Here is a 16,477-nt window from a genome sequence, read left to right on the forward strand (position 1 = left end):
AATTATGAGAAAACTAATTGTAAGTTGTTTTGTAGTAGGCGTTGTCGTCAATGTCAGTGGCCAGAATTACTGGAAGAAAAATGCAGGAAAAACAGCTAAGGTAATCCTTACTAACTCCAAAGTAAATGAAAAGATGGTGGACAAAGGCGCAGTAAAGTTTGAGCAGTTTGGACAGCCCAAAGAAACAGAAGCCTGTATTTTTGTAGCTCCTAATTTTAAATATCAGAAACTGATAGGTATTGGAGGTGCTATTACAGATGCTTCTGCAGAAACCTTTTATAAGATGCCAAAGAACAAACAGAAAGAAATCCTGGACGCTTACTTTGGTAAAAACGGATTGGGTTATACTGTTGTCCGTACCAATATGAATTCATGTGATTTCTCTAGTGATTCCTATACTTATGTGGAGGATAATGACACCGCTCTGAAAACTTTCAACGTTGCACATGATGAGAAATATAAGATCCCAATGATCAAGGAAGCACAGAAAGCGATAGGAAATAATTTTACATTTTATTTCTCTCCGTGGAGTCCGCCAGCCTGGATGAAGTCTAACAAAAGCTTATACAAAGGTGGAAGACTGGAAAATCAGTATTACCAGACCTGGGCAGATTATTATATAAAATTCATTAAAGAATATGAAAAAAGAGGAATCAATGTCTGGGGATTAACCGTTCAGAATGAGCCAATGGCAACTCAGAGCTGGGAATCATGTATTTATACCGCTGAGGAAGAAGGTGAGTTCTTAAAAAAGAATCTCGGGCCTACACTTTGGAAAAACGGATATAAAGATAAACAGGTAATGATCTGGGATCACAACAGAGACCTGATCTATCAAAGAGCGACTACAACTTTAAGCGATCCTGAAACGTCAAAATACGCCCATGGAATTGGTTATCACTGGTATGAAACCTGGAATAACAAAACTCAGCTTTTTGACAATTTAGCAGAAACACACAGAGCTTTTCCGGATAAATTTCTGGCTTTTACTGAAGGATGCAAAGAACAGTTTAGCATGGACAGGATTTATGATGTAAGCCTGGGAGAACTGTACAGCAAAAATATGTTGAATGACTTCAATAAAGGAAATGCATTATGGACAGACTGGAATATCCTGCTGGATGAAACGGGTGGTCCCAATCATAAAGGAAATTTCTGCTTTGCACCGATTATTGCCGATACCAAAACAGGAGAAGTCTTTTATACCTATGAATATTATTATATAGGCCATGTTTCAAAGTACATTAAACCCAATGCTCAGAGAATTGGAAGTTCTTCCAACAGAGCTGCTTTAACATCTTCTGCTTTTATGAATGAAAACGGGCAACTGGTAACGGTCATTATGAATGATTCAGAAAATGATATCGAAACAAATCTCTGGATAGAAGGGATGGCAGCTAAATTAACAGCGCCTGCACATTCTATACAGACCGTAATTTTATAACTTCATATTAATATATTATTTTAACGATCATCGGCGGGCTCTAAGAGCCCGCCGATGTTGTTGTATTGAGAATGATCTTTTGAGAGATTACTCAAGATCATATTTGCTGATTACTTTCTGAGTAACTCCTGAACTGCTGAAACCTCCATCGTGGAAAAGATTCTGCATCGTTACTTTTTTAGTCAGATCAGAGAAAAGAGTAACACAGTAATCTGCGCACTCAAGAGCAGTGGCATTTCCAAGTGGAGACATATCCTCTGCATAACCCAGGAATCCTCCGAAACCTTTTACACCACTACCGGCAGTAGTCATTGTAGGAGACTGAGAAACCGTATTTACACGTACTTTTCTTTCTCCCCAATAATTTCCGAAAGTTCTTGCGATACTTTCCAGATAAGCTTTGTTATCAGACATATCATTATAGTCCGGGAAAGTTCTCTGAGCGGCAATATAGCTAAGAGCCAAAATACTTCCCCACTCATTCATGCAGTCTTTTTCCCAAGCCACACGCATTACCTTATGGAAAGAAACCGCTGAAATATCCCAGCCTTTTTCCAACCAGTCATAATTCATTTCTGTATAATGTTTTCCTTTTCTTACATTTACGGACATGCCTATAGAGTGAAGGATAAAATCTATTTTCCCGAATTTTGCTGTTGCAGCATCAAAAAGTTTTTCAAGATCTTCTATAGATGTAGCATCTGCAGCGATCACTTCAGAACCGGTTTTTTCTGCTAAACCATTAAGTTCTCCCATTCTCAAAGCGATAGGTGCATTAGATAAGATGAACTCTGCACCTTCCTCATGACATCTTTCAGCAACTTTCCATGCGATAGATTGTTCATTAAGGGCTCCAAATATAATCCCCTTTTTGCCTTTAAGTAAACCGTATGACATAATTTTTTAATGTTTATTGAAATACAAATGTAGCAATAATTGTGGTTATGACATAATAAAAATGGAGCCTTATCAATTTAAGACTCCATTTTCTTGAAAATATTTATATGACTGAATTTTTAATTGGTTTTCTTGTTCCATTCTGCTTTTACATCCTCTGCAGCATCTTTAGTTTTTTCCCACGCTTCATCTGCTTTATCCTTAATGTCTTCCCAGGCATCCGATACATTAGCTTTTACCCTATCTAGCCAGTCTTCCTGATTAGCTTCCTCATCATTGCTTCGCTTTTCATTGATATAATCCTTGGCTTTATCTGCCAATTCATTGATTTTCCATTTGGTTTTATCCGTTGCATTCTGTAAAGAATTTTCTACATTGTTTACTGCATTTTCCGCTTTGTTATAATCCGAATTGTTCATAATATATAAATTTAAGTTTGGTATACCAGTAATTAAACAATAACCATTCCTAAAATCAGGCGTTTCTGTTAAAATTTTCATAATTTTTTCCTAAATACTAATTCATTATAAGTATATAGTACCATAACTAAGAAAAAAAATCGCTTCGGTTGATAAGAAATAATCGCCTTACAGAATATATTATAATGAAGATTGAGGAAATGCTTTTTGTGATGACAAAACAGCATTTAAATTCCTTAACGTTAAATGTTTCCGGTGGGACTAAAAATTGCAGTTATAAAATATATTATCTCATTAATGATCCTGGTATAGTACGGGATTTAGTGATAAAGCTGTTTTTAAATTATTTCAATTATTATATATGCAACGAGGTTACTATTGAACATTCCTGTGGACTTATTCCAGAATATTATTTCATAATAACTCAATTGATCTGAAGCGTTTTTAGAACGTCAGGTTGTATGAATTTCATTATGAATAAAGAATTGGAGATCTGTAAAAGTTGAAACAGGTTCAATATAAAACCTATTGATAATATACTGTAAACATCGCTGCTGCGGAGATTTCTGATTATATTTCAGCAAAAAAAAAAAGAGAGGCTCTAAATTGGTTGGTTTTGTAAAGATTTTTACAAATATGCAGGATAGGAAAATCCCGAATTATCATATAAAAGACTGATTTATCATAAAATAAAATATTTTGTTTTATTCAATAATAAGTGATGTTTTTTATTAATAATGTAACGGTTAAATAAGCGTTTGGAAATGATGGTACGTAAAATGTTCATGAATGCTTAATATATAACTTGCTGATATTTAAATATTTTTCATTGTTTGGTGACTAAATTGCACTTTATTCACACCGTGGTGTTTTTAATTGTGATATTTGTAATTTAATTGCGATTTTATTAAAATATTGTATATTTGCAACCGCAAAAAATGTGTGTAATGCCAGGAAAATACAAATTTCAAGTAAGTCTTCTTTTTTTTCTAATTAGCTTTTTTATATATGCTCAGGTTGGGATTGGTATTTCTCAACCAGACAGTTCAGCAATGCTTCAGGTAAACTCAAAAAATAAAGGAGTACTTCTTCCAAGTATTGCACTGAATTCATCTACAGACAATGTAACGGTGCCATCTCCGGCTGATGGACTTGTTGTATGGAATAATGGGAATGGAAATCTGAAAGAAGCTGGATTTTATTACTGGTTTGAAGCGAAATGGAATAATATTCTAATTAATATAGGAGGGACCACCAAAGTTGATAATGGAACAAGCTGGGATCTTACAGGAACAAATGTTGGAAATTTTGGGGGGGCAAATACCAATCTTGCATTGGGAACAAAAACATATGATGATCTGATCTTTAAGGTAAATTCAAAAATTGCAGGCAGACTGGGGGTTGATAATTCTGTAAGTCTGGGATTAGGGGCCGATGCAGCCCAGAACGGTATTGCTATCGGGAGTTCAAACTCAGCTTTTCAGGGGATATCAATTGGAAGTGCCGCTTCTTCTTTTAATGAAGCTTTAGCAATAGGAAATAAAGCTGCTGCTGCCAGTTTCAGATCTACAGCAATTGGTTATCATGCCCAGACCAGTAAAAATGAATCTGTTGCTATTGGAAATGAATCTTCTGCCGGAGGATTTCAGTCCATAGCGTTGGGATATAATGCAAAAACAAATACGAATAGTGAAACAGCTTTAGGATATAATGCTGTCACCAATAGTCAGAATTCAACTGCTTTAGGCTCGGGAGCAAATGCGTTGGGACAGTATTCAACTGCAGTAGGATATGGAGCAACAACCTCACAGGCCAATGCAATTGTATTGGGGAATAATAATGCAAGTGTAGGGATTGGTACTGAAACTCCTAATGTTTCCGCAAAACTTGACGTAAACGGACAATTTAAACTGGGAGAGAAAGGAAGCATACAGAAAAGCCAGATCAGTTTTGAAGTATGGCCGGGAGTCTCTATCAGCAATATTCCTCCGGGGAAATTTGCGACGCTTGATATCCCAGTTCCTGCAGGATTTCAACCGGGTTCTTCCAGAGCTGTGGTGATTGTTTCTCCAGCCGGAGATTTTGCAGGTAATTCAACCTTCTCGATTTCTAATCCGAGATTGACTTCAACTTCCAGTATTACGGTTAACCTTACTAATATTTCAGGAAGCGCAGGAAGCTTGTACTCAGGACATTTCTATGTGATGATCAATGAGTTTTAATTTAGATAATAAATTTTTATTATAGTTGATATGGTGTTAAGGGCTTCCAAAAAGGAAGTCCTTTTTATATCACCTGAATATTGATGGTTTTTAAAAATTGAATAGATGTATATTCAAGAGGGACGGGCTTTAGCACGTTTTTAAATAATACAAATTAGCCGAAGCCTATCAAAAATAAGAGCTATCCCCAACGAGAATAGCTCTTTATATGTAATATGTGTAAAATATTTATTTAATAATTCTGTCCAGTACCCATGTAATCAGTTTTTTTTCAGAAGCATGGTGATCCGCAGAGAATTCTCCACGTCTTCTGTTTGCAATTACATTATTTACTGTAATTGCTTTGTGGCCTAATAATTTTGAAAGCGCATAGATAGCAGAAGTTTCCATTTCGAAGTTGGTGATTCCAAGGTCATTCAATGTTTCAAGGAATTGATCATCTACCGCTTTTAGACGAAGCTGTCTCCCTTGTGGAGCATAAAACCCGGGGAACGTTGCCGTATTACCGTGATATTTGGCATCTTTATAATATTCACCCATTTCTTCCGCCCAGTCTGAGAAGTAAAGCATAGGCTTAATTTTTTCATATGGGAATTTCTCCACGAAATTTTTAGAGAACTCATTCTCGAAACTGTAATCCTGGTAGAAATGCATAAGACCATCCAGTCCTACTACGTTTTGAGTAACAAGCATATTGTCTACCTGTACATCAGGGTTTACACTTCCACATGTTCCCATACGGAAAAGCTCAAGAGCTTTATGTTCAGTTTTGAATTCTTTATTTTTAAGATCGATGTTCACCAAAGCATCAAGCTCGTTCATTACGATATCAATGTTTTCAGTTCCGATACCTGTTGACATTACGGTGATTCTTTCACCACGCAGAGTCCCTGTATGGGTATAGAATTCTCTTTTATTTTTTTTGATTTCTACGGTGTCAAAATATTTTGAAACTTTTGCCACTCTGTCAGGGTCACCCACAAGGATGATTTTATCAGCAATATCTTCAGGTAAAAGATTCAGGTGGTATACACTTCCATCTTCATTCAGAACAAGTTCTGAGGCAGCTAGTTTATTTAGCATAATATGTATATTTTTTTGTTTTTTTAATAATTAATTAGAATTGCTTCTTTATAAGGTGAGGCCATCAGCTCATAGATGGATCCGTATTCTTCTACAATTCTTCTTTGCCCATTCATTACTTCATATACGGTAACAATAGTCTTTTCAATATTTTTAGGATCTTTCCTTTGAGAGGTAATCTCATAAAAATGATCATCCTTTTTAAGAATAGAAACCAGCTCTTCTTTGGTAGAGTTGTTAGAAGTCATTATTCCGGGGAATTCCATGATGACATCCTTCAGATCAGTGTAGTTTTTATAAGGCTTTGTACTTCCGTTAGAATACACATACACATTGGGAATGTCTTTATCTTTTTCCAGACGAACGAGATAATAATCACTTCCTTTCTTCTCTGCATAGACTGCTGTTTCCTGTTTCTTCACGGCTGGCTTTTCTGCGAGCTTTTTCTTTTGCGAAAATACAGTAATAGAAAGGAAACTTATTGCTACTGCAAACAACAGTTTTGTTTTCATAATATTATTTTAGTTTTTGATGTATTGAATTTAATTAAAAAAATCCTCTCCCCATAATCTCCCGCCATTATTTTCCGGTATTTTAGAATAACCGGTTTTCTCTAGAATAATGAATTTGATTTCGGGGTTTAAAATTAGTAAAAAATATTGTATCAGAAATATAAACATTATTTAATCTGCTATTAAAACTGAGATAACATCAGATTGGTAGCTTTGCCGCTAAAAATTAATGAGATCTTATCCACTGCTTGTTGTCGTCCTTTTGATAGGATTTGCAGTTATGTCTTTCAATCCTGTTTATAAAGGAAAAGAAAGTGAAAATACATTTGTCAATAAAGGTTTGTCTGATTTTAAAATGAAGCTTGAAAAGCTAAAATCAGATGTTCGCAAGTTCTCAGAAGACCAGATTTCAATTGATGAACTGCAAAAATCATTAAGCAGTACCAGAAATTCATTTAAAGAAATAGAATTCTACGTAGCTTATCATTATCCTGAATTTACCAAAACCCACCTTAATGCTGCCCCTTTATTTCATATAGAAGCAGCGGGAACAACGGCATATACTTTACCTCCGGAAGGATTACAGGTTTTGGATGAACTTATTTTTTCAGAAGAGGCAGGGGATGAAAAAGAGAAAATAAAGACTATTACAGACTTTTTATACAATAGCTATTCCGGTTTCTACCTGAGTGCAGTGAAAAATGGATTAAGTAAAGGAAATAATAAGACCTTGCCTTTGCGGATAGAACTGATCAGGATATATTCACTGGGAGTGACGGGTTTTGATACACCTGGTTCCTTAAATATTTCAGAAGAAACGGCACACGCACTTTCGGGAATACAAAAATACATCAATGATGATCCTTATTTTAAAAATTATACTACGCAGAAAGCAAATCAAATCTTAACAGAAGCTGTAGGTTACCTTTCAAAAAATACCGATTTTGAAACTTTTGACAGAATTGAATTTTATAAAAAATACATACATCCGCTGTATGAAGAATTCGGGAAATGGGATGGCAGAGCGGATGACCTCAAAGAATTCTCAGGCTGGAATGTAGGAAATAAAAACTTTTTCAGCAGTGACTTTTTAGACCCCTATTTTTATACTTTACTGAAATCTTCAGAAGACAGTCCTCATTTACGCAATCTCGGAAAGTCAATTTTCTATGATCAAAATTTAAGCGGTAATGGGAAAATGAGCTGTGCAACCTGCCATCTTCAGGAAAATGCTTTTACAGATCTTAAAGCAAAATCCCAAAGTAATGTGGAAGGGAAAACGGTTTTAAGGAATTCTCCGTCACTTTATAATGCCGTATTTGCTAAAAGATTCTTTTATGATCTTCGTGCTTTTTACCTTGAACAGCAGGCAGAGCATGTGATATACAATGAAAATGAGTTTAATACAAGCTACGAAACCATTATTCACAAACTGAAAACAAAACCTGAATATAAAAAAGCATTCCGCAGTGCTTTCAAAGACGGAAATATCAATAAGGAAAACTTTTCAAAAGCTTTAAGTTCTTATGTAGCTTCATTATATTCTTTTGACAGCGACTTTGACCGCTTTATGAGAGATGAAAAGAATGTTTCCGAGGATGTAAAGAAAGGATTCAACCTCTTTATGGGAAAAGCGAATTGTGCCACCTGTCATTTTGCTCCCCATTTCTCCGGGCTTGTACCTCCGTTTTTTAATGAAAATGAATCTGAAGTTCTCGGAATAACAACAAAGCCAATCAATCAGCAGCCGATAGAATTGGATCATGACATGGGAAGAGCAAACAGCCCTGTAAAAAAAGAAAAATCCTGGATCTATGATTATTCGTTCAAAACAGTTACCGTGAGAAATATTGCCCTTACGAAACCTTATTTTCATAACGGAGCTTTTAATACATTGGAAGAGGTTATGGATTTCTATAACGAAGGAGGAGGAGAAGGATTAGGATTAAAAATGAAAAATCAAACTCTGGCACCTGATAAATTAAACCTTACCCAAACGGAAATCAGACAGATTATTGCTTTCCTGAATGCTCTTACGGATGTGAGTAAAGCGAAGTAGGTAGAATTCTGGTAGCGTGATATGGTTTTTATTTGCGCACTGGAAATTCGGACAGAAACAATATAGTTTTTATAAAAAATAGGCTAAATTCTGAAATTGGTGTAGATTATGTTTACACAGTTTCAGAATTTAGCCTAAAATTATTTTATAGACCGGATCAGTCTGTTTGTTTATTTTGTTTGAATCAGTTTTTCAAGTTTATCAATCATTTCCTGTTGTTGTTTCAGCATACGCTCATAAAGTTCAACCATTTTGTCAAGAGGATTGAAAGTGGGTTGGTTATTAAAAAAGGCTGGTTGTTGACAATTATCAAATGAGGCTGTATTAGAAATAATGTTGATGGCTTGTTCTTCATCAAAGCTCTCAATTGCTTCAGCCGGTACTTTAAGAATCTGAGCTACCTGTGCCAGAATATCAGATTCTACTGTTTCTTTTTGTTCCAAAAGAGAGACTTTCTTCTGATTCCAGTCCTCGCCTAATTCGAAAGCTAGGGCTTCTTTCTTGATGCCCAGTATTTCCCGGAAACGTTTGATATTTCTACCCTGATGTATTTTTTTATTTTGCATAGCTGTGTCAATCATAATAACAAATATAAAGTTTTAAGAGATAAGAATAAACTTGTTCTATTTGCTTTGAATCAGCTTTTCAAGTTTATCAATCATTTCCTGTTGTTGTTTCAGCATACGCTCATAAAGTTCAACCATTTTATCAAGAGGATGAAAATTGGGTGAATTATTAATAACATTCGCAAATTGGGGGGAAGAATGATCGTGATTATTGAAAGTATTAGCGATTATATTGATTGCTGCTTCTTCATCAAAGTTCTCAATTGCTTCAGCCGGTACTTTAAGAATCTGAGCTACCTGTGCCAGAATATCAGATTCTACCGTTTCTTTTTGTTCCAAAAGAGAGACTTTCTTCTGATTCCAGTCTTCACCTAATTCGAAAGCTAAGGCTTCTTGCTTGATGCCCAGCATTTCCCGGAAACGTTTGATATTTCTACCCTGATGTATTTTTTTATTTTGCATAGCTGTGTCAATCATAATAACAAATATAAAGTTTTAAGAGATAAGAATAAAGCTTGATTTCAAAATAAATTATCTTCTAAAATATTCATGTTTTTGAATAAAATTTCTCATTTGTGAATGATTAAGCTTATGAATATAATTTGTTTTGAAACAATTAACAGAAAATTAATCCCCTTAACATTAGGTTTTTAATAATTTAATATTCCCTGATTTATATTTAAAGTCCTATTAACAGACGGAAGGCTCTAAAAAAATAGTTTTGCAACGTCTAATAAATCAAATTAAAAATGAAGAAAAAACTACTAACAATTGGAACGTTGGCTCTGCTTGCCTGCTCGGGTATTCAGGCTCAGACCTTATTATTTGATAAGGGAGCATCATGGAGCTACAAAGACAATAATCAGGCTCAGCCCATAGGATGGAATGCTAAGACCTATGATATTTCAACATGGACAGTTGGCAATGGCCCGCTAGGTTACGGGGATCCTGTAACAACAACAATTAACTCCGGGCTTACCACTGCTTATTTTGCTAAGGATTTTACCGTTGACCTTTCTACGCTTTCTGATACTATGGAACTTGGTGTGATGAGAGATGATGGTATTATTGTATACCTGAACGGTGAAGAAGTGGTAAGAGACAATATGCCGGCGGGTATTGTTACATTCAATACTTTCTCTAGTACAACCATTGATGGGGCTGCAGAAAATGTATACAATATTTTTTCTATTCCAAAATCAAAATTTGTAAACGGTGTCAACAGAATCTCTGTTGAATTACATAACAGAAGTGCAACCAGTTCAGACCTTAGAATTGATGCTTATCTTAAGACGACTGCAAATACTACAAACCCTGTAGCTTGTAACGGAACACATATCAGCTGTTTTACGTCTATCGTTCCTACAGCACAAACGGATAAACTGATCATTCCTTCGGAGCATAAATATCAGCTTATCTTAAAAGAGGGCGACAGCTATACCGAAGGTGGAGGATTAGTAGGAGGTCAGAATGACTTTACAGCCTATGTACCAAAAACAGGAAGCAGTACAAACGGATATCTTTCCGTAAACCATGAAACAAATCCTGGAGGAGTTACAATGGCAGAGATCAATTACAATGCTTCTACCAAACTTTGGCAGCTAACCAAATCCAGAGCTGTAAGCTTCTCAGATCCCAGTCTGGTACAGACGATCAGAAACTGTTCAGGAGGAATTACACCTTGGGGAACAGTGGTTACCGCAGAAGAATCTGTTACTTCCAATGATCTGAATGCAGATGGATACAAAGATTACGGCTGGTTGGTAGAGATTGATCCCGCCACAGCTCAGGTCATCTCTAAAAACCCGAACGGTTCCAAAGGAAAACTTTGGCAGATGGGAATTATGAACCATGAGAATGTAGTGATCAACAATGCAGGAACTATTGCATATTATGGAGAAGACGGAGGAACTCACATGGTGTATAAATATATTATGGATACTCCAAACGATCTTTCTTCAGGAAATCTATATGTATTAAAATTAGACCAGGGATTAACGGCAGCAGGAGATCCGGCAGGAACTACAGCAACATGGATTCAGGTGCCGAATAAAACAAAGGCAGATCAAAATAATACAGCTTCATTAGCTTTGTCATTAGGAGGTACTAAATTTAATGGAGTAGAAGATGTAGACATCAGCCCATTGGATGGCAGAATTTATTTTACAGCAAAAGGATTAGACAGAGTGTACCGTTTACAGGATAACGGAATGACGGCTTCACAGGTAGAGACTTTCGTAGGAGGAAGTTCTACAGTATATTCTTTCAATACAGCTCAGGGAATGAAATCCGAAGTATGGGCAGATGGTAATGATAACCTTACTTTTGACGAGCTTGGAAACCTTTGGGTTCTTCAGGATGGTGGTAAGAACTATATTTGGGTAATTGCACCGGATCATACTCAGGCTAATCCGAAAGTAAGACTATTTGCTTCTATGCCGGCAGGAGCAGAGCCTACAGGTCTTACATTTACTCCGGATCATAAATTTGGTTTCTTCTCAGTTCAGCACCCGGATTCAACCATTTCTACAGACGTAGATGCAACGGGGAATACAATCAACTATAAAGGAAAATCAGCAACTGTTGTTATTGCTCTTAAAAATAACTTAGGTATCGAAGGATCTTTAGGAACAATCGAAAACAATACAGCAGAAAATACAGTAACTGTCGCTCCAAACCCTACTTCAGGGATCGTGAAAATCAATTCAGGAAAAGGACTGAAAGATATTTCAGTAACAGCTTACAGTATGGATGGCAAAATTGTTTACACGAAGAAATTCAATGGTACAAGCAAAGCTTTGGACCTGGACTTTACGCAGCAGCTGGAAGGATCTCGTGTTTTAATTTTAAATATTGAAGCAGAAGGAGGTTTCCAGAAGACCGTAAAACTTTTAAAGAAGTAAATTATTAATAATTCCAGTCTGGCAGTAACTTTTTGCTGCCAGTCTTTTATATTTATGAAAAAGCTTATCTTACTTGTTTCCATCGTATCACTTTCTCAGCTCAAGGCTCAGATTGATCCTGTTAAATATCCTACTTTTACCAATATTGAGGATGCTTTAGCCAGTAAAAAAACAGTTTACAGTATCAGTTTTCGGGAAAAAGGAATGTTCAATCTTCCTCCACAGACTGTAAAGCTGGACTCAGTATTTTTTCTGAATATTATGGCCAATAAGCTTGAAAAGATGGATCAGGAATTATTTGCACTAAAAGAACTTGAAATACTGAACGTTAATGAAAACAGTATTAAATACATCCCTGATGAAATAAGCCAGCTTAAAAAACTGACCACATTCTCGATGAACCTTAATAGCCTGACCAGCATCAATCCTAATATTGCAAAGCTTCAGAACTTAAAAGTAGTTCATTTTGATGCCAATAATCTGAACGTTTTTCCGGAAGCATTAATGCAGATTCCAACGCTGGAAGAAATCAACCTGCAGGGGAACCAGATCAGCTTTATTGCAGACAGACTGCATCAGATTAAAAATCTGAAATTTTTAAACCTTTCAGATAATCAGATCAATGATTTGGGAAATTTATCCTTTCCTAAAAACTTAAAATATCTTGAATTACAGCAGAATGCCATTGTAAAATTGCCGGAGAACCTCTTTAAATCAAGAAATCTTGAATTTCTGAATGTAAGCGGCAACAATATCACAGAAATTTCATCCCGAATAAAAGGATTAAAGAATATCGTCAGCATGAACCTGGCTAACAATAATTTGAAAGATATTCCTGTAGAAATCAAACAGCTGAAAAATCTGAAAACATTGATTCTTACAGGAAATCCTATAGAGAAAAATAAAATTGAAAATTTAAAAACCTCACTGCCGGAAACCCAGATCTATTTCTAGATTTATCCGCCAACACGTTTGGTTTTATATCCCATTTCTTTAAGGATATTCATGATTTTATCACGGTTATCCCCCTGAATGATAATCGTTCCATCCTTCTCAGAACCGCCTATTCCTAAGGTGGTTTTTATTTTCTTTGAGATTTTTTTCAGGTCTTCCTCACTGCCTTCCCAGCCTTCAACAACCGTTACCGGCTTACCATTTCTCCCTTTTTTTTCAAATTTGCATACTAAAGGTTCCTTTTGCTTGAATTGTTCCTCAGGCATTTCAAAATCCTGCTCATCATGATCAGGAAAAAGATTCTTCAATTGATCTCGTAAATCCATAAAGCAAAATTAAAAAGATTTACTGATTTATGAATGCAAATGATCACGAAATTTCATGAATTTTGATAAAACAGATCTTTATCCGGCTTTTTTAAAGTGTCATTGTCATTGCTAAAGAATCTAGCTGGCTGTATACTTGTATACTGATGATAGGCTGGTTGGGTTTCTGATAAATCTCTTTAATCTATGCGGGAATAAAACAGGAAGAGTCGCAGAATTATTATTAAAAAGATATAAGGTCCTTATTTTAAAAGAATGCCCAAAATTCAGGACCTCAAATTCTTCTATTCATCGGAAATTAGGTAAATTTGTATATAAAAGTTTTAGAAAATGTCGAAAAAAGCAATACTGGCTATCCTTGACGGATGGGGATTAGGAACAAACCCGGATGTTTCCGCAATAGATAAAGCAAATACACCATTTATAGACAGCTGTTTCAAAAAATTCCCACATACAACACTTGAAGCAAGTGGACTGGCAGTAGGTCTTCCGGAAGGACAGATGGGGAATTCCGAAGTAGGACATATGAACCTTGGAGCCGGAAGAGTAGTTTACCAAAATCTGGTAAAACTCAATATGGCTGTTGAGAACGGGACTTTAGGACAGGAAAAAGTGATTCAGGATGCTTTTGAATATGCCAAAAAAGAAAATAAAAAAGTACACTTCATCGGATTGGTTTCCAATGGAGGAGTTCACTCACATATCAACCATTTAAAAGGATTACTGACTGCTGCAAAAGAATTCGGATTGGATGAAAATGTTTTTGTTCACGCATTTACCGATGGCAGAGACTGTGATCCGCATTCCGGATTTGGATTCATTGATGAACTTCAACAACATATGGAAGCTACCACAGGAAAGCTGGCTACCGTTGTCGGAAGATATTATGCGATGGACAGAGATAAAAGATGGGAGCGTGTAAAACTGGCTTATGATGCCCTTGTAGAAGGAGTAGGCGAGCAGACCACAGATGCTTTGGCAGTTATTAAGGCTTCCTATGATAATAAGGTAACCGATGAATTCCTGAAACCTATTATTTTAGTAAACACTACTGAAACAGGTAATATCGTGCCGGTAGCAAGAATCATTGATAATGATGTGGTAATCTGCTTCAACTTCCGTACAGACAGAGGAAGAGAAATTACAGAAGTTCTTTCACAGAAAGACTTCCCGGAATATTCTATGAAGAAATTGAACCTTTATTATATTACGTTGACGAACTATGACAAAACATTTCAGAATGTTAATGTAGTCTTTGACGAAAATGTTTTGACAGAAACAATGGGGGAAATTCTTGAAAAAAATAACAAATCTCAGATCAGAATTGCTGAAACAGAAAAATATCCTCACGTTACCTTTTTCTTCTCAGGAGGAAGAGAAGAGGAGTTCAACGGAGAAAGAAGATTACTGTGCCCAAGTCCGAAGGATGTTCCTACTTATGATTTAAAGCCGGAAATGTCAGCCTATGATATCACCAGCGCTATCGTACCGGAACTGGAACAGGGAAATGCCGATTTTGTTTGTCTGAATTTTGCCAATACCGATATGGTAGGGCATACAGGAGTATTTGAAGCCGCTGTAAAAGCTGCAGAAGTCGTAGATCAGTGCATTGAAAAGGTAGCTGCTGCTGCTTACGAAAACGGATACACCGTTTTCATTCTTGCAGATCACGGAAATTCTGATGTAATGATGAATCCTGATGGAACTCCAAACACCCAGCACTCAACAAATCTGGTTCCTTTTATTGTAATGGATAAAGATCATACCTGGAATTTGAAACCCGGAAAGCTGGGCGATGTAGCACCCACAATCCTGAAAGTAATGGGTGTTGAAATACCGGAAGCAATGACAGGAGATGTTTTAGTTAGTTAAAATTCAATAATAATATTAAAAAAATGCCGTTATAATGATATAATGGCATTTTTTATGATATATGTCAGATAAGGTATGAGATGCATACTTTATTATGCGTTAAATAATAAATAAATCATATCTTTGTCAATTAAAACTGAATAGTAAAATGTATCAAAAGCTTGTTAGGAAAGAAGTAATGGGAATATTGGAAAAGGAAGTAGGTTCTTTTCTTGATAAATTTTTAACGCCAATTGAAAAAATATGGCAGCCTTCCGATTATTTACCAGATCCTTCAAGCGATGATTTTAAGCATGATTTAGAAGAAATTCAGACTTTTGCCCGTGAAATGCCTTATGATTTATTTGTAACATTAATTGGAGACTGTATCACGGAAGAAGCTCTTCCATCTTACGAGTCCTGGTTGATGGGAGTAGATGGAATCAATCAGGAAGAAAAACTAGGCTGGGCAAACTGGGTGAGAGCATGGACTGCTGAAGAGAACAGACACGGTGATCTGCTGAACAAATACCTTTACCTGTGTGGTAGAGTAAATATGAGAGAAGTAGAGATCACTACTCAGTATTTGATCAATGACGGTTTCGATCTTGGAACCAGTATGGATCCATACAGAAACTTTATTTATACAAGTTTTCAGGAAACAGCTACCAATATTTCTCACAGAAGAGTAGGAACATTGGCAAAGCAGTCCGGAAATGGTAAATTAGCCAAAATGTGTGGCGTAATTGCTGCAGATGAAGCAAGGCACGCTAAAGCTTATAAACATTTCGTAGCTAAAATCCTTGAAATAGACCCTTCAGAAATGATTCTTGCGTTCGAAGATATGATGCGTAAGAAAATCGTTATGCCTGCTCACCTGATGAGACAATCCGGACAGAAAGCAGGAGAACTTTGGGGGCATTTCTCAGATGCTGCACAAAGATGTATGGTATATACAGGGAATGATTATATCAATATTATGAAAGACTTATTAGATGAGTGGAAAATAGAGCACGTAAAAGGTCTTACAGAGAAAGCGGAAAAAGCTCAGGAATACCTGATGAAGCTTCCTGCAAGACTACAGAAGATCACAGACAGAGTTTCTACTCCGGATCTTCAGTTCCAGTTCAACTGGGTAAAGAGCTAATAGTTCCATATTATTATTTAATTTATAAAAGTATTGAGTGCCTTTCTTTTTGGCACTCTTTTTTATTTCTTATCTTTGCAAAGCTAAAAAAGAA

General features: G+C 36.1%; 14 protein-coding genes. 7 read left to right on the forward strand and 7 right to left on the reverse strand.

What is annotated here, in order from left to right; translation table 11 throughout:
- Positions 1-4: 4 nt before the first annotated feature.
- Positions 5-1,444 carry a glycoside hydrolase family 30 protein gene (locus AC27VX_RS06295; protein WP_236858987.1) on the forward strand — a complete coding sequence of 480 codons (1,440 nt, stop codon included), beginning with the start codon at positions 5-7 and terminating at the stop codon, positions 1,442-1,444.
- Between the two features lie 87 nt (positions 1,445-1,531).
- On the opposite strand, the gene AC27VX_RS06300 is transcribed toward AC27VX_RS06295, so the two are convergent.
- Positions 1,532-2,341, reverse strand: a complete 810-nt coding sequence (locus AC27VX_RS06300) for an enoyl-ACP reductase FabI (protein ID WP_236858988.1) — start codon at positions 2,339-2,341, stop codon at positions 1,532-1,534.
- Between the two features lie 119 nt (positions 2,342-2,460).
- Positions 2,461-2,760: a DUF883 domain-containing protein gene (locus AC27VX_RS06305; RefSeq protein WP_236858989.1), complete on the reverse strand. Its 300-nt coding sequence runs from the start codon at positions 2,758-2,760 to the stop codon at positions 2,461-2,463.
- A 947-nt stretch (positions 2,761-3,707) separates the two neighbouring features.
- Between AC27VX_RS06305 and AC27VX_RS06310 the strand changes: the two genes are divergently transcribed.
- Positions 3,708-4,982, forward strand: coding sequence for a hypothetical protein (locus tag AC27VX_RS06310; protein ID WP_488694480.1), 1,275 nt, complete (start codon positions 3,708-3,710; stop codon positions 4,980-4,982).
- 228 nt (positions 4,983-5,210) lie between these two features.
- Here AC27VX_RS06310 and AC27VX_RS06315 read toward each other — a convergent pair whose 3' ends face one another.
- Both AC27VX_RS06315 and AC27VX_RS06320 read right to left on the reverse strand, forming a co-directional pair.
- Positions 5,211-6,065 carry a nucleoside phosphorylase gene (locus AC27VX_RS06315; protein WP_488694482.1) on the reverse strand — a complete coding sequence of 285 codons (855 nt, stop codon included), beginning with the start codon at positions 6,063-6,065 and terminating at the stop codon, positions 5,211-5,213.
- A 23-nt stretch (positions 6,066-6,088) separates the two neighbouring features.
- Entirely contained in the window at positions 6,089-6,577 is a 489-nt protein-coding gene (locus tag AC27VX_RS06320; RefSeq protein WP_488694484.1) for a hypothetical protein, read from the reverse strand.
- Positions 6,578-6,806: 229 nt separating this feature from the next.
- Between AC27VX_RS06320 and AC27VX_RS06325 the strand changes: the two genes are divergently transcribed.
- A complete protein-coding gene (locus AC27VX_RS06325; protein ID WP_488694486.1) occupies positions 6,807-8,636 on the forward strand; it encodes a cytochrome-c peroxidase in 1,830 nt (609 codons plus the stop codon).
- A gap of 170 nt (positions 8,637-8,806) precedes the next feature.
- On the opposite strand, the gene AC27VX_RS06330 is transcribed toward AC27VX_RS06325, so the two are convergent.
- Both AC27VX_RS06330 and AC27VX_RS06335 read right to left on the reverse strand, forming a co-directional pair.
- A complete protein-coding gene (locus tag AC27VX_RS06330; RefSeq protein ID WP_236858994.1) occupies positions 8,807-9,217 on the reverse strand; it encodes an XRE family transcriptional regulator in 411 nt (136 codons plus the stop codon).
- Positions 9,218-9,259: 42 nt separating this feature from the next.
- The gene (locus AC27VX_RS06335; RefSeq protein WP_488694488.1) at positions 9,260-9,679 is read right to left on the reverse strand and encodes a helix-turn-helix transcriptional regulator; all 420 of its coding nucleotides are present in this window, start codon (positions 9,677-9,679) and stop codon (positions 9,260-9,262) included.
- A 272-nt stretch (positions 9,680-9,951) separates the two neighbouring features.
- Here AC27VX_RS06335 and AC27VX_RS06340 point away from each other — a divergent pair, with 272 nt between their 5' ends.
- Together AC27VX_RS06340 and AC27VX_RS06345 are read left to right on the forward strand one after the other, a co-directional pair.
- Positions 9,952-12,105 carry an alkaline phosphatase PhoX gene (locus AC27VX_RS06340; protein ID WP_488694490.1) on the forward strand — a complete coding sequence of 718 codons (2,154 nt, stop codon included), beginning with the start codon at positions 9,952-9,954 and terminating at the stop codon, positions 12,103-12,105.
- A 54-nt stretch (positions 12,106-12,159) separates the two neighbouring features.
- A complete protein-coding gene (locus AC27VX_RS06345; protein WP_488694492.1) occupies positions 12,160-13,059 on the forward strand; it encodes a leucine-rich repeat domain-containing protein in 900 nt (299 codons plus the stop codon).
- A 2-nt stretch (positions 13,060-13,061) separates the two neighbouring features.
- Here AC27VX_RS06345 and AC27VX_RS06350 read toward each other — a convergent pair whose 3' ends face one another.
- Positions 13,062-13,385: a translation initiation factor gene (locus AC27VX_RS06350; protein WP_236858998.1), complete on the reverse strand. Its 324-nt coding sequence runs from the start codon at positions 13,383-13,385 to the stop codon at positions 13,062-13,064.
- A gap of 330 nt (positions 13,386-13,715) precedes the next feature.
- Here AC27VX_RS06350 and gpmI point away from each other — a divergent pair, with 330 nt between their 5' ends.
- Both gpmI and AC27VX_RS06360 read left to right on the forward strand, forming a co-directional pair.
- Positions 13,716-15,257 (forward strand): 2,3-bisphosphoglycerate-independent phosphoglycerate mutase, encoded by a 1,542-nt coding sequence (gene gpmI / locus AC27VX_RS06355; protein WP_236858999.1) that lies wholly within the window; start codon positions 13,716-13,718, stop codon positions 15,255-15,257.
- A gap of 148 nt (positions 15,258-15,405) precedes the next feature.
- On the forward strand, positions 15,406-16,383 hold the full coding sequence (locus AC27VX_RS06360; RefSeq protein ID WP_236859000.1) for an acyl-ACP desaturase: 978 nt from the start codon (positions 15,406-15,408) through the stop codon (positions 16,381-16,383).
- Positions 16,384-16,477 lie beyond the last annotated feature (94 nt).

The sequence above is a fragment of the Chryseobacterium sp. 14P4.3.2 genome, assembly GCF_057799275.1.

Excerpts from the sequence above, each read along its gene's own strand:
- AC27VX_RS06340 (WP_488694490.1), top strand. The coding sequence starts at position 9,952 with ATGAAGAAAAAACTACTAACAATTGGAACGTTGGCTCTGCTTGCCTGC.
- AC27VX_RS06345 (WP_488694492.1), top strand. The coding sequence starts at position 12,160 with ATGAAAAAGCTTATCTTACTTGTTTCCATCGTATCACTTTCTCAGCTC.
- AC27VX_RS06360 (WP_236859000.1), top strand. The coding sequence starts at position 15,406 with ATGTATCAAAAGCTTGTTAGGAAAGAAGTAATGGGAATATTGGAAAAG.
- gpmI (WP_236858999.1), top strand. The coding sequence starts at position 13,716 with ATGTCGAAAAAAGCAATACTGGCTATCCTTGACGGATGGGGATTAGGA.
- AC27VX_RS06305 (WP_236858989.1), bottom strand. The coding sequence starts at position 2,760 with ATGAACAATTCGGATTATAACAAAGCGGAAAATGCAGTAAACAATGTA.
- AC27VX_RS06315 (WP_488694482.1), bottom strand. The coding sequence starts at position 6,065 with ATGCTAAATAAACTAGCTGCCTCAGAACTTGTTCTGAATGAAGATGGA.
- AC27VX_RS06320 (WP_488694484.1), bottom strand. The coding sequence starts at position 6,577 with ATGAAAACAAAACTGTTGTTTGCAGTAGCAATAAGTTTCCTTTCTATT.
- AC27VX_RS06295 (WP_236858987.1), top strand. The coding sequence starts at position 5 with ATGAGAAAACTAATTGTAAGTTGTTTTGTAGTAGGCGTTGTCGTCAAT.
- AC27VX_RS06330 (WP_236858994.1), bottom strand. The coding sequence starts at position 9,217 with ATGATTGACACAGCTATGCAAAATAAAAAAATACATCAGGGTAGAAAT.
- AC27VX_RS06310 (WP_488694480.1), top strand. The coding sequence starts at position 3,708 with ATGCCAGGAAAATACAAATTTCAAGTAAGTCTTCTTTTTTTTCTAATT.
- AC27VX_RS06300 (WP_236858988.1), bottom strand. The coding sequence starts at position 2,341 with ATGTCATACGGTTTACTTAAAGGCAAAAAGGGGATTATATTTGGAGCC.
- AC27VX_RS06335 (WP_488694488.1), bottom strand. The coding sequence starts at position 9,679 with ATGATTGACACAGCTATGCAAAATAAAAAAATACATCAGGGTAGAAAT.
- AC27VX_RS06325 (WP_488694486.1), top strand. The coding sequence starts at position 6,807 with ATGAGATCTTATCCACTGCTTGTTGTCGTCCTTTTGATAGGATTTGCA.
- AC27VX_RS06350 (WP_236858998.1), bottom strand. The coding sequence starts at position 13,385 with ATGGATTTACGAGATCAATTGAAGAATCTTTTTCCTGATCATGATGAG.